This window comes from Caballeronia sp. ATUFL_F1_KS4A (assembly GCF_023630905.1).
Classification (GTDB): Bacteria; Pseudomonadota; Gammaproteobacteria; order Burkholderiales; family Burkholderiaceae; genus Caballeronia; species Caballeronia zhejiangensis.
Genome location: NZ_JALQEB010000030.1, coordinates 330,085 through 342,527 on the forward strand (window position 1 = coordinate 330,085; position 12,443 = coordinate 342,527).

At 64.0% G+C, this 12,443-nt stretch carries 11 protein-coding genes; 5 read left to right on the forward strand and 6 right to left on the reverse strand.

Annotated elements, in window-relative coordinates; all coding sequences use genetic code 11:
* Positions 1-230 precede the first annotated feature (230 nt).
* The 3 genes from NCS03_RS19155 to NCS03_RS19165 all read left to right on the forward strand — a co-directional run bounded on the left by NCS03_RS19155 (position 231) and on the right by NCS03_RS19165 (position 4,227).
* The gene (locus NCS03_RS19155) at positions 231-1,565 is read left to right on the forward strand and encodes a YihY/virulence factor BrkB family protein (protein ID WP_250529581.1); all 1,335 of its coding nucleotides are present in this window, start codon (positions 231-233) and stop codon (positions 1,563-1,565) included.
* 325 nt (positions 1,566-1,890) lie between these two features.
* Positions 1,891-3,054 carry a porin gene (locus tag NCS03_RS19160; RefSeq protein ID WP_008352819.1) on the forward strand — a complete coding sequence of 388 codons (1,164 nt, stop codon included), beginning with the start codon at positions 1,891-1,893 and terminating at the stop codon, positions 3,052-3,054.
* Between the two features lie 240 nt (positions 3,055-3,294).
* Complete coding sequence (locus tag NCS03_RS19165) at positions 3,295-4,227, forward strand: glycerophosphodiester phosphodiesterase family protein (RefSeq protein WP_250529582.1); 933 nt, start codon at positions 3,295-3,297, stop codon at positions 4,225-4,227.
* A 6-nt stretch (positions 4,228-4,233) separates the two neighbouring features.
* Here NCS03_RS19165 and NCS03_RS19170 read toward each other — a convergent pair whose 3' ends face one another.
* The 4 genes from NCS03_RS19170 to NCS03_RS19185 form a co-directional block, all read right to left on the reverse strand.
* Positions 4,234-5,100: a proteasome-type protease gene (locus NCS03_RS19170; protein WP_008352816.1), complete on the reverse strand. Its 867-nt coding sequence runs from the start codon at positions 5,098-5,100 to the stop codon at positions 4,234-4,236.
* Between the two features lie 67 nt (positions 5,101-5,167).
* Positions 5,168-5,947 (reverse strand): transglutaminase family protein, encoded by a 780-nt coding sequence (locus NCS03_RS19175; protein ID WP_250529583.1) that lies wholly within the window; start codon positions 5,945-5,947, stop codon positions 5,168-5,170.
* A gap of 3 nt (positions 5,948-5,950) precedes the next feature.
* A complete protein-coding gene (locus tag NCS03_RS19180) occupies positions 5,951-6,904 on the reverse strand; it encodes an alpha-E domain-containing protein (RefSeq protein ID WP_008352812.1) in 954 nt (317 codons plus the stop codon).
* 1 nt (position 6,905) lies between these two features.
* Complete coding sequence (locus NCS03_RS19185; protein WP_033536712.1) at positions 6,906-8,312, reverse strand: circularly permuted type 2 ATP-grasp protein; 1,407 nt, start codon at positions 8,310-8,312, stop codon at positions 6,906-6,908.
* Positions 8,313-8,451: 139 nt separating this feature from the next.
* On the opposite strand from NCS03_RS19185, the gene NCS03_RS19190 reads away from it, so the two are divergent.
* On the forward strand, positions 8,452-10,026 hold the full coding sequence (locus NCS03_RS19190; protein ID WP_250529584.1) for a 3'-5' exonuclease family protein: 1,575 nt from the start codon (positions 8,452-8,454) through the stop codon (positions 10,024-10,026).
* Here the strand turns inward: NCS03_RS19190 and NCS03_RS19195 are convergent.
* Positions 10,023-10,766: an SDR family oxidoreductase gene (locus tag NCS03_RS19195; RefSeq protein ID WP_175979546.1), complete on the reverse strand. Its 744-nt coding sequence runs from the start codon at positions 10,764-10,766 to the stop codon at positions 10,023-10,025. The two genes, NCS03_RS19190 and NCS03_RS19195, sit on opposite strands and share 4 nt — an antisense overlap.
* 121 nt (positions 10,767-10,887) lie before the next feature.
* Here NCS03_RS19195 and NCS03_RS19200 point away from each other — a divergent pair, with 121 nt between their 5' ends.
* Complete coding sequence (locus NCS03_RS19200) at positions 10,888-11,790, forward strand: LysR family transcriptional regulator (RefSeq protein WP_250529585.1); 903 nt, start codon at positions 10,888-10,890, stop codon at positions 11,788-11,790.
* 141 nt (positions 11,791-11,931) lie between these two features.
* Here the strand turns inward: NCS03_RS19200 and NCS03_RS19205 are convergent, their stop codons facing one another.
* The gene (locus NCS03_RS19205) at positions 11,932-12,393 is read right to left on the reverse strand and encodes an HU family DNA-binding protein (RefSeq protein WP_008352802.1); all 462 of its coding nucleotides are present in this window, start codon (positions 12,391-12,393) and stop codon (positions 11,932-11,934) included.
* Positions 12,394-12,443 lie beyond the last annotated feature (50 nt).

Genomic DNA, 12,443 nt, shown 5'->3' on the forward strand with positions numbered 1-12,443 from the left:
AATGTGGGTTACTGGGTTACTAAAGTATATGGTGCCCGATTACATCCCGCAGACAGGTTGACACGGTATTTGCACCAATCACAGGTCTTGCGCGCGTTGCATGCAACGAATACTTCATACGCAACCTTGTCGCTTTAGCAAGCGCCGCGCCTGGCCACGCATGTTCTGGAATGGAACGTGCTCGACGGGGTGAAACATTCGCGCTCCATTCATCGAACCGAGAGGTCGCCATGAGTTCCGTCTCAACCCAGAAGATCGAAGCGGTCGTGAAGAAAGACGCTTCGTGGGCGCTCGGCGCGCTGAAGCAGTTCTCGGAAGACCGCTGCGCCGCGATGGCCGCGAGCATCGCGTTCTACTCGGCGTTCTCGCTCGCGCCGACGCTCGTCATGGTGATCGCCGTCGCGGGCTGGATCTTCGGACCGGAGGCGGCGCGCGGGCAACTTTTTCATCAAGTGAACGGACTCATCGGCGATCAGGCCGCGGCGGGCGTGCAGAGCATCGTCGAGAACGCGCATCGCAGCAGCGGGACCGGCATCGCCGCGATCATCTCGTTCGTGCTGCTCGCGGTCGGTGCATCGGCGACGTTTTCATCGCTCAACACGGCGCTCAACATCGTCTGGCCGATGAGCGGCGAGCAGCGCTCCAGCATCATGACGCTGGTGCGCGTGCGGCTCGTGTCGTTCGGGCTCGTGCTCGGCGTCGCGTTTCTGCTGATCGTCTCGCTCGTGCTCGATACCGCGATTCAGGCGGTCGGCATGTGGCTGTGGGCAAATTCGCCGTTCGTGATCGTCGGCGATGTCGTGCAGCTCGTGGTCGGGCTCGCGATTCTCACCGCCGCGTTCGGCGCATTGATGAAGTTCCTCCCCGATGCGCCCGTGCAATGGCGCGATGCGCTCGTCGGCGGGCTCGTCTCCGCGCTGCTTTTCTCGGCGGGCAAGAAGCTGTTCGCCTTGTATCTGACCCACGCGGGCACCGCGAGCGCGTTCGGCGCGGCGGGTTCGCTCGCCGTTCTGCTGATGTGGCTGTACTTCTCCGCCGCCGTGCTCCTGCTGGGCGCGGAATTTTCGGCGGCGCGCGCGCGAATGCACGATCCGCGCGGCGCATGGGGACAGCAGAACCATGGCCGCGTGCCGCCGGGCAGCCGCGCGAAGATTGGCTCGCTGCTCGCGGCCTCGACGCGCACGGCTGTGCCGGTCGCGGGCGCCGCATCCGCCGCCGCGCCGCTCACGCCGGCAAGCGCTCCTGACGATGCCCCCGCCACCGCGAGCGCGCGCCGCGCGATCGGCGCGCGCGCACAACACGCGCAACAACTGACGGGACAGGCGCGCAAGAAGGTATCCGCCGTCGCGCGGGCGCTGGCGTTGTCGCGCAAGCTCGCGCGCGCCGAATCGACGGCCACGCGCGCCACCGCGCTCGCGATGGTCGGCGCTGGCCGCAAGGCATCGCATGCGAATGCTGCGGTGCGGCGGCATCCGTGGCGCGCGGTGCTCGTGGCGGCAGGCGCGGGTATGGCGCTCGCATTGCTTTCGCGTCGCGATGCCGCGCGTGAAAACGACCGAGGCTGAGGCGCTTGCGCGCTATGTCGCGCGGCTGTCCGTCGAATCCGAAAGATCGCGCGCCGGGAAAGCGATTTGTTATTTGAAAAGCAAGTAATCGAATATCGGCGTCCGGAAAATCCGATTCAAATGTCCGATTGCGCGCGGAACTTTTCCGCGATAGCCCTGTCTCCCAAAATTCCCCTTGCGACTGCCTGAGAACCTTGACAGGCGGGCTTCACGCCCAAGTGTGTGTTTTTCGAGACAGTCAATATTTTTTCGTTTCTGAAGTTACGAAACGTTGCGTTATTCTCTGCGCCGGCAACAACGATTAATCATTCGCGTGGAGAATTCGATGAAACGAATCGCACTGACGTCCCTCTCGCTGGCGCTGCTCGGCGCAGCAGGCGCGGCGCAAGCACAAACGAGCGTGACGCTCTATGGCGTGATCGATACCGGTCTCGCATATGTGAGCCACGCCAACGAAAATGGCGACCATCTGTTCGGCATGGTCAACGGCACGCTGTCCGGCCCGCGTTGGGGCTTGAAGGGTCAGGAAGACCTCGGTGGCGGCCTCAAGGCAATCTTCCAGTTGGAAAGCGGCTTCGATCCGGGCACGGGTCAGTCGAACCAGGGTGGTCGTCTGTTCGGCCGTCAAGCGTTCGTCGGTTTGAGCGGCAACCAGTGGGGTACGGTCACGTTGGGTCGTCAGTATGACCCGTCGGTCGACATGGTTCAGGGCCTCACGGCCGACAACTACTGGGGCGCTGCCTTCGCAACGCCGGGCGACGTCGACAACTACGACAACAGCCTGCGCGTGAGCAACGCCGTCAAGTACGTGTCGCCGGTGTTCTCCGGCTTCCAGTTCGAAGGCATCTACGGCTTCAGCAACCTCGCGGGCGCTACCGGCCAGGGCCAGACCTGGGGTGCCGCTGCAACGTACGGCAACGGTCCGTTCTCGTTGGCCGCCAGCTACCTGTACGTGAACAACCCGACGGCTGGCCGCACGACCGGCACCACCGGCTGGAACAGCCCGTCGTCGGATTCGCTGTTCAACACGGTGATCAACGTCGGCTACCAGACGGCCCACGCAGTCGCCATCGCGCGCGGCGCAGGCCAGTACGTGTTCGGTCCGTTCACGGCCGGCGCTTCGTACAGCTTCGCTCAGTACAAGAACGACGGCAGCTCGACGTTCACGGAACAAGAGAAGTTCAACGTCGCCAACGCGTACCTGAACTTCCAGCTGACGCCGGCAACGCTGCTCGGCCTGGGCTACACGTACACGCACGGCAGCGGCGACACGTCGGCGAACTACCACCAGGTTTCGATCGGCGCGGACTACTCGCTGTCGAAGCGCACGGACGTCTACGCTGTCGGCGCGTATCAGCACGCAAGCGGCACGCAGCGCAACGCGGACGGCTCGACGCAAGAAGCGCAAGCTTCGATCAGCGACTTCGGTTTCGCAAGCGGCCGCAGCCACCAGGAACTGGTGCTCATCGGCCTGCGCCACAAGTTCTAAGAACAACCGACTGGCGTGGCACGCGAGTGCCGCGCCGGAAGGACAGCAGCATCCTCGAACAGCCATCGGTTTTCCGATGGCTGTTTTTTTTCGCGTCCGAAAGCGGCAAGCGCAACAAAGTGTCGAATCAACCGCGTGCGCGTCATCCCGCCCGGACAACGGCGGCAGAATCGGCCGAATCTCAATGCCCCGGGGGTTCGCTGAATGCCGCTTCGCTCAAGACTTCTGGCTCCGCTTGCAATGACCGCGTGCATCGCCGCAACCGCTTGCACGACAGCCGCGCATCGGTCCGATACTGCGCACGCGTCCGCCTTGCCGATGATCATCGCGCATCGCGGCGGCGCAGCCGATTACCCGGAGAACACGCTGATCGCCATCCAGGGCGCGCTGCACAATCGCGCCGATGCGATCTGGCTCACAGTGCAACTCACCCGCGATGGCGTGCCGGTGCTCTATCGCCCGGCCGATCTCTCGACCAACACGGATGGCAACGGAACGGTCGCGGACCACGACTTCGGCGCGCTGCAACATCTCGACGCCGGACGGAACTTCGCCCTCGCCGATGGAAACGGCGTGACGCGCTATCCGTATCGCGATCATGCGCTGCGTATTCCATCGCTCGCGCAGGCGTTGCGCGTGATTCCGCCCGACGTACCCGTGATGCTCGACATGAAGGCATTGCCCGCCGGACCTCAGACGGCGGCGGTCGCGCGCGTGCTGGACGAGGAAAACGCGTGGTCACGCGTGCTGATCTATTCGACCGATGCCGCCTATCAACGGGCCTTCTCGGCCTATCCGCAGGCACGTTCGCGGCTGTTCGAGTCGCGCGATGCGACACGCGCCCGCCTCGCCTACGTGGCGCTCGAATCCACGTGCAAGGACGCACCGTCGCCCGGAAGATGGACCGCGTTCGAATATGCGAGAAAGATGGAATTGGTCGAAACGTTCACGCTCGGGGAAGCGCGCTCGGCGGTGACGTCGAGACTCTGGACGCCCGCAGCGGTGCAGTGCTTTCGCACCAGAGGCGAGACCCCGATCCTCGCGATCGGCATCGACAACGCCGACGATTATCGCGCCGCCGCCTGTATCGGCATGACGGCCGTGCTCACCGATTCGCCGCGAAAGATGCAAGCGGTCAGGTCGGGCATTGCGCTGCCGCTGCCGTGCCCCTGAAGCCGCTCACTGATGCGGCGCGTTGCCGTTCGATTCGACGTCTTGCGCGAGCGTCTGCGCGGGCGCGCCCGGGCACGGCAGATCGCCGATGACGAGCCGCGGCACCGTGCTGCGCGTCTCGCGCGGACGCAGCGGAACATTGTCGAGCTCGGTCCACGAAGGGTTCGGAATCTCGCCGAAAAGCTGCCTCAGACGCTCGCCCCAGGTCTTGTTGATCATCTGGTAGTACGCGCTGTTGTTGTCGAGCGTGGCGAAGCGCGTGACGCGCAGCGAGTCCTTCTCGTAGACCAGCAGATCGAGCGGCAGACCGACCGAGAGATTCGAGCGCAGCGTCGAATCCATCGAAATGAGCGCGCATTTGGCGGCTTCGTCGAGCGGCGACGACGGCGTGATGACGCGATCGATGATCGGCTTGCCGTACTTCGATTCGCCGATCTGGAAATACGGCGACACACGCGTCGATTCGATGAAGTTGCCCGCCGCGTAGATCATGAAGAGTCGCGGCGGCTGGCCGAAGATCTGTCCGCCGAGGATGAAGCTGCAATTGAAGTCGACGCTGAATTCAGCGAGCGACAGCGCGTCGCGCCGATGCACCTCGCGCACCGCATCGCCGACGATGCGCGCGGCTTCCGCCATCGTCTGGACGCTATACAGCGTGGGTGCGTTCGGATCGGAGGGCTCCACGAGCAGATGCGTCACCGCCTGCGTCAAGGCGAGATTGCCCGCCGCGAGCAGGACGAGTACGCGCTCTCCCGGCTGTTCGAAAACAGCCATCTTGCGCGCGGCGCTCACGTGGTCCACGCCGGCGTTGGTGCGCGTGTCGGACAGGAACACGAGTCCCTCGTCCACGCACATGCCCACGCAATAAGTCATGTCGATCCGTCCTGAAACAAGCAAACCCACATTGTACTGAGCGCGAACGCGCGTCGCATCGATGCGTTCACTGATCCGGCTGTGTATCGATGCTCACATGCACCGTCAGCGTTTCCTCCTTCCCGCCGACGCGCGAGCCGCGCACCGGCGCCGCCGATTCGTAATCGCGCGCGACGGCAAGACGGCAATGACGCTCGCCCGCGAACGCCGCCCGGGTCGCATCGATCGACACCCAGCCGTGCTCGATCCACACGTCGGTCCAGGCGTGCACGTCGGCATCCAGATAGCCGCTCACGCAGCGCGCCGGCACGCCCCGCGCGCGGCAGCACGCGAGCATCAGATGCGCGAGATCGCGCGCATCGCCGAAGCCGCTCGCGAGCGCCTGCGCCGCCGTGCCCGCCGCATACGCCGGCTCCTTGCGATACCGCACGCGCTCGCCGATACGCTCCGTCAGCGCGATGAGCGACGCGGGCGTATCGAGCGCGTCGACGCCGTGCGCGAGCTCGCGGATCGCGGCATCGGGCGCGGTAAGCCGCGTGGGACAGGTGAAATGTTCGAGCGGAATCGGACCGGCTTCATCGAAGAGACGGCCATCGGATAAAGCCTCCGTTTCGATCTCGCCCGCCACGCTCGCATGAATCTCGCTGTGCGGCTTCGTCAGCACGAGCGTGTGCAGCGCGTTGCCGTAGGCGTCGCGCGTGAGGTCGAGCTTGCCCGGCGCTTCGACATGCCAGTGCCGCACGATCTGCGACGCGCCGCTCGCCGGACTCACGCGAAACTGCTGGATCGAATACGTGACCGGCGTGGCGTAGCGATAGCGGATGTCGTGGCGAATGGTCAGCAGCATGATTCACGCGATCGGCAACATGAGGAAGGTGTGCATCACGCGCAGGCCGAGTTCGTCGACACGCTTGAGAAACTGCGTCAGCCACGCGTGCACGCCGGTTTCGAGTATCTGGCGGATGTCGGCATACAGCACATCGGCGCGCAGCTTGCCCGCGAAACGCTCGCATTCCTTCGACGCGTCCGTGCGCAATTTCGCGAGCGTGTCGCAGACGCCGTCGAGCGATGCCAGCAGCGAACGCGGCATCTGCTCGTTGAGGATCAGCAGTTCGACGACGCGCGCGGGCGTCACGACATCGCGATACACCTTGCGATAAATCTCCAGCGCCGACACGGAACTCAGTATCGACGTCCAGTAGTAGAAGTCTTCGAGCTGCCGCGCGGCTTCGCGCGAGTTCGGCGTGGCATCGGCGAAACGGACATCGAGAATGCGCGCCGTGTTGTCCGCGCGTTCGAGATACGCGCCGAGCTGCATGAAGAAAAACGCGTCGTCGCGCAGCGCGGTGCCCTGCATCACGCCGCGGCACAGATTCGAGCGGTACTTGACCCATTCGAACAGTGCATCCGGGCTCGTTTGCAGTTCCATGTTCGCGAGGCGCTGAGTGAATTCGAGCCAGGTGAAGTTGATCGTTTCCCAGCCGTCGGTGGTGAGCGTGCCGCGCACCGCGCGCGCATTTTCGCGCGTCGCCTGCAGGCACGAGAGGATGCTCGACGGATTGCGCGCATCGGCGACCATGAAGTGCAGCATGTCCTCGCGCGAGCGCGATCCCGGATGACGCGCGTCGAACATGTCTTCCAGCTCGGATATCTTCAGCACCGAACGCTGCGCGCGCGCTTCCTGCTCGGGCGTTTGCGGCAGGAGCGCGCCTTCCATGTTGATGTCGAGCATGCGCGCGGTGTTCTCGGCGCGCTCCATGTAACGCGCCATCCAGAACAGGTGATCGGCGGTTCGGCTCAGCATGTCATTCGACCATCCACGTATCTTTGGTCCCGCCGCCTTGCGACGAATTGACGACGAGCGAGCCTTCGCGCAGCGCGACGCGCGTGAGGCCGCCCGCGCACATCGACACTTCGCGGCCCGACAGCACGAACGGCCGCAAATCGATATGACGCGGCGCGATGCCCGCCTCGACGAAGGTCGGGCACGCGGAGAGCGCGAGCGTCGGCTGCGCGATATAGCCTTCGGGCCGCGCGAGCAGCAACGCGCGAAAGGTTTCGATCTCCTCTTGCGTCGATGCCGGCCCGACGAGCATGCCGTAGCCGCCCGCGCCGTGCACTTCCTTCACGACGAGCTCCGGCAGATGCGCGAGCGTGTACGCGAGATCGTCGGGCTTGCGGCACTGAAACGTCGGCACGTTGTTCAGGATCGGCTTCTCGCCGAGATAGAACTCGATCATGTCGGGCACGAACGGATAGATCGATTTGTCGTCGGCGATGCCGGTGCCCATCGCGTTCGCGAGCGTCACGCGCCCCGCGCGATACGACGTCAGCAAGCCCGGAATGCCGAGCGCCGAATCGGCGCGAAACGCGAGCGGATCCAGAAAGTCGTCGTCCACGCGGCGATAGATCACGTCGACGCGGCGCGGGCCGTGCGTCGTCCGCATGAAGACATAGTTGTCGTCGACGAAAAGATCCTTGCCCTCGACGAGTTCCACGCCCATCTGCTGCGCGAGGAAGGTGTGCTCGAAGTACGCCGAGTTGTACATGCCGGGCGTCAGCACGACGACCGCCGGATCGTCGACGCCTTCAGGCGCGATCGAACGCAATGTTTCCAGCAGCAGGTCGGGATAATGCGCGACCGGCGCGACGCGGTTCTGCACGAAGAGTTCGGGAAAGAGCCGCATCATCATCTTGCGGTTTTCGAGCATGTACGACACGCCCGACGGCACGCGCAAATTGTCTTCGAGCACGTAGAACTCGCCCGCCGCGCCCGCGCGCACCACATCGACGCCCGCGATATGCGCGTAGACGTCGAGCGGCACGTCGACGCCCTGCATTTCCGGCCGATATTGCGCGTTCGTGTAGACCTGTTCGGCCGGAACGCGCCCGGCGAGCACGATGTCGCCGTCGTGGTAGATATCGTGCAGAAAGAGATTGAGCGCCTGCACGCGCTGCCGCAAACCGGCTTCGAGCACGCGCCATTCGTCGCCGGGAATGATGCGCGGAATCATGTCGAAGGGAATGAGCCGCTCGGTGCCGGACAGATCGCCATTCACCGCGAAAGTGATGCCGACGCGCCGGAACAGCACGTCCGCTTCGGCGCGCTTTCTCGCGATGGTTTCGGGGCGCTGCTGCGCGAGCCAGCGTGAAAACCGCGCGTAGTGACTGCGCACGGTGTCGTCCTGACGCATTTCATCGTAGATCTGCATCATTGCGTCCTTCGTTTTTTTACTGCATTTCCTTGCAGTATCGGACGAAAGTGCGCGACGTGCGCCACTTTTTTAGCGCGCGTTCATGGTGCACGGCCGTTTCGCGCTAGACTGCCCGCTCAACGCTCAACGTTTCATCATGTCCGACGCTTTCGAAGACGAAGCCGATTCCCTCGCCGATGCCCTTCTCGCAGGACTCGTGCGCCCGATCGTTTTCGTCGATCTGGAAACCACCGGCTCGAACGCGACCGAGGACCGCATCACCGAAATCGGCGTCGTTGAAGCGAGCACGGCGGGCATCGAGCGCTGGAGCGTGCTCGTCGATCCGGGCGTGCCGGTCCCGCCGTTCATCGCGCGCCTGACCGGCATCGACGACGCCATGCTGCGCGGCCAGCCCACCTTCGAATCGCTCGCGCCCGCGCTCGCGGAGCGGCTGCACGGCAAGCTCTTCGTCGCGCACAACGCGCGCTTCGATTACGGCTTCCTCAAGAACGCCTTTCGCCGCGCGGGCATCGCGTTTCGCGCGGATACGCTGTGCACGGTGCGGCTGTCGCGCGCGCTCTTTCCGTCGGTCGAAAGACATGGTCTCGATGCGCTCATCGCGCGGCTGAATCTCGCGCCCGAAGGACGCCATCGCGCGCTCGCCGACGCCGACCTGCTCTGGCAGTTCTGGCAGAAGATTCACGCGCTCTATTCGCAGGATCTCGTCGACGCAGCCATCAAAACGCTCGTGCGCCGCGCGAGCTTGCCCGCCGCGCTGCCCGAAGGCGCGCTCGATGCGTTGCCGTCGGCGCCCGGCGTCTATCTCTTTCACGGCGACGACGACGTGCCGCTCTATGTCGGCAAGAGCATCAACCTGAAACAACGCGTTGCGGCGCATTTTTCGGGCGATCACAGGCTTCAGAAGGACTTGTCGATCTCGCAGGCGATCCGTCGCATCGAATGCCGCGAGACGGTCGGAGAGCTCGGCGCGCTGCTGCTCGAAGCGAAGCTCGTGAAGGAGCTGAAGCCGACGCACAATCGCTTGCTCAAAGGCGCATCGGCAACGTGTGCGTGGCAGTGGCTACCGGGCGCGCACGCGCCGACGCTCGTGAAGGCGAACAAACGCGATCTGTCGCGCGAGGAACATCTCTTCGGCGTGTTCGCGTCGCGCGCGAAAGCGCATGCGTTCATGCGCCATCTGGCGGATGAACACAATCTCTGTCACGCGACGCTCGGCCTCGAAAAAGCGCCGCTTTCGCCGGGGCGCGGCTGCTTCGGCTATCAGGTGAAACGCTGCCTCGGGTCGTGTGCGGGAATCGAAACGCTCGCGGATCACGCCTCGCGTGCGCTCGATGCGCTCGAAGGCGCGCGCCTCGTGAAATGGCCGCACGAAGGGCCGATCGCCGTCTGCGAGCGCGATGAAGCATCGGGTCGCGAAGCGTGGCACGTAATCGATCGATGGTGCTATATCGGCACATGCGCGACACGCGACAGCATCGCGCCGCTGCTCGCCGACGCACCCGACCTACGCCCGTTCGACTCCGATGTGTACAGCCTGATCGCGAAGCGCCTCGCGCCGGAACAACTGCAATGGATCGCATGCGATGCGCGGCCTGCGTTCCAACTCGTCGTACAGGACGCGCCCGCGCGCGCCGCCGTCACACAGCAGACGAAACGCGCGACGACGAAGCGCCGCGCACCCGCCGACGACCAGTTCGCGCTGATGCTTTAAGCGATGCCGCCGTTCGCGCGCAGCACCTGCCCGTTGACCCAGCCCGCATCCGGCCCGACGAGAAACGCGACGATCGAGGCGATATCGTCCGGCTGACCGAGACGTTCGAGTGGCGGCATCTTCGAGAACGTGGCGATCTGCTCGTCGGTCTTGCCCTCGAGAAACAGCGACGTCGCCACCGGTCCGGGCGCGACCGCATTCACCGTGATGCCGCGTCCGCGCAACTCCTTCGCGAACACATGCGTGAACGATTCGACCGCCGACTTCGTCGCGTTGTAGATCGCGTAGCCCGGCATGTTGAGCGCGAGCGTCGTGCTCGAAAAGTTCACGATGCGCCCGCCGCCCTTCATGCGCGCCGCCGCTTCGCGCAGCGTGTTGAACGTGCCGCGCACGTTGATATCGAACGTCTGGTCGTAAAGCGCATCGCTTGTGTCGGCGAGCGGCGCGGTCTTCAGAACGCCCGCGTTGTTGACGAGCGCATCGACTTTGCCTAGCTGCGCTTCGACGGTCTCGAACATGTCGCGCACGTCGTCGGCTTTGGCGACATCCGCTTTTACCGCGATCGCCGTGCTTCCCGCTTCGCGCAATTGCACGACGAGCGCATCCGCTTCCTTCGCGCTCGACGCATAGTTCACCGCGACCGCGAAGCCGTCGCGTGCAAGACGCCGCGCGATCTCGGCGCCGATGCCGCGCGACGCGCCCGTGACGATCGCCACGCGTTTCGATTGAGTCTGACTCATGATGGGCTCCTCAAAGTGGCTGTTCGATGAGAAGCATGATGAATCATTCCGTTTTCGCGATCATCGTGCGTGGATTAGTATCATCGTTCCAGTAGCTTTAACAATTCACCGCCCATTCGCCATGGATCGATTCCAGGAAATGCAGGTCTTCGTGCGTATCGCGGAGCGGCACAGCTTCACGCAAGCGGCCGACGATCTGCAGATACCGCGCGCCACCGTCACTAATCTGATGAAGCGCATGGAAGAGCGGCTCGGCGCGCGCCTGCTCGAACGCACGACGCGCACGGTGCGCCTCACGCCCGATGGCGAAGAGCACTATCGGCGTTGCGTGCGTCTCATCGCCGATCTGGAAGAAGCGGAAGGCTCGTTCAAGCACGCGGAGCCGAAGGGTTTGTTGCGCGTGAATCTGCAAGGCACGCTCGCGCGGCATTTCATCATGCCGGGACTGCCCGCGTTTCTCGAGCGTCATGCGCAGATCGAACTGCATATCGGCGAGGACGACAGGCTCGTCGATCTCGTGCGCGAAGGCGTCGATTGCGTGCTGCGCGCGGGCATGTTGCAGGATTCGTCGATGATCGGCCGGCGCGTCGCGCTGCTCGAACAAGTCACCGTGGCGAGTCCCGCGTATCTCGCGCGTGAAGGCACGCCGGATGATCTCGAAGCGCTTGCATCGCATCGCGCGGTGAACTTCGTATCGAGCGCGACGGGTCGTGCATTGCCGCTGGAGTTCAGCGTCGACGGGCGTATCGAGACCATCGAATTGCAGGCGTCGGTTTCGGTGTCGGGCGTCGAACTCTATACGCAAGCCGCACTCGCCGGACTCGGCATCGTGCAGGTGCCGCGCTATCACGTCGACGATGCTTTGAACAATGGTCGTCTGCGACTCGTGCTTCCCAACCTTCCGCCACCACCGATGCCGATCTCCGTGCTGTATCCGCATAACCGGCAGCTCTCCGCGCGCGTACGGGTTTTCGCGGATTGGTTGAGCGAGATCTTCGCGCCTTTCAACGCGCGCGCGTTATAAGGAAAGCAAAAGCAAGGAACGCAAAAGCAAGGGACGAGAAAGCAAAAGAGGCCAGCATCCCGATGAAGGGAAGCTGGCCTCTTGTTCGACGCGCTTCGATTTCGCCAACGAAACCGAAGCCGTGATGCCGACGAAAGATACTTAAGCCGCTGCGTCCTTCAGCTTCTTCAGCGCGCGCGCCTTGATGCGAACGCTTGCCGGCTTGGCCGGGAACCAGCGCTCCTCGCCCGTGAACGGGTCCTTGCCGAAGCGCTTCTTCTTCGCGGCCACGGCTTGCGCGGTGATCTTCAGCAGGCCCGACAGCGTGAATTCGCCAGCGCCCTTCTTGTGGATCGAACCGAGGATGGTGTCTTCCAGCGCGACCAGCACGGCCTTCACCGCTTTCACGTCGACAGCGGCGCGATCTGCGAGATGCGTTGCGAGCGATGCCTTCGTGAACGTGTCCTTGATCGGCGTGGGAGCGCCGCTCGTGGTCTTCTTCGCGGCTACTTTCTTCGCGGCAACTTTCGGTGCTGCTGCTTTCTTCACCGGTGCGGCAGCGGTCTTCGCCGTGGCCTTCTTGGCCGGGGCTTTCTTGGCAGCGGTTTTAGCGGAAGTCGGCATGTTTCTCCTACCTGTTTTTGGTCAGTGATATTCGAATACGTTCGCACCGA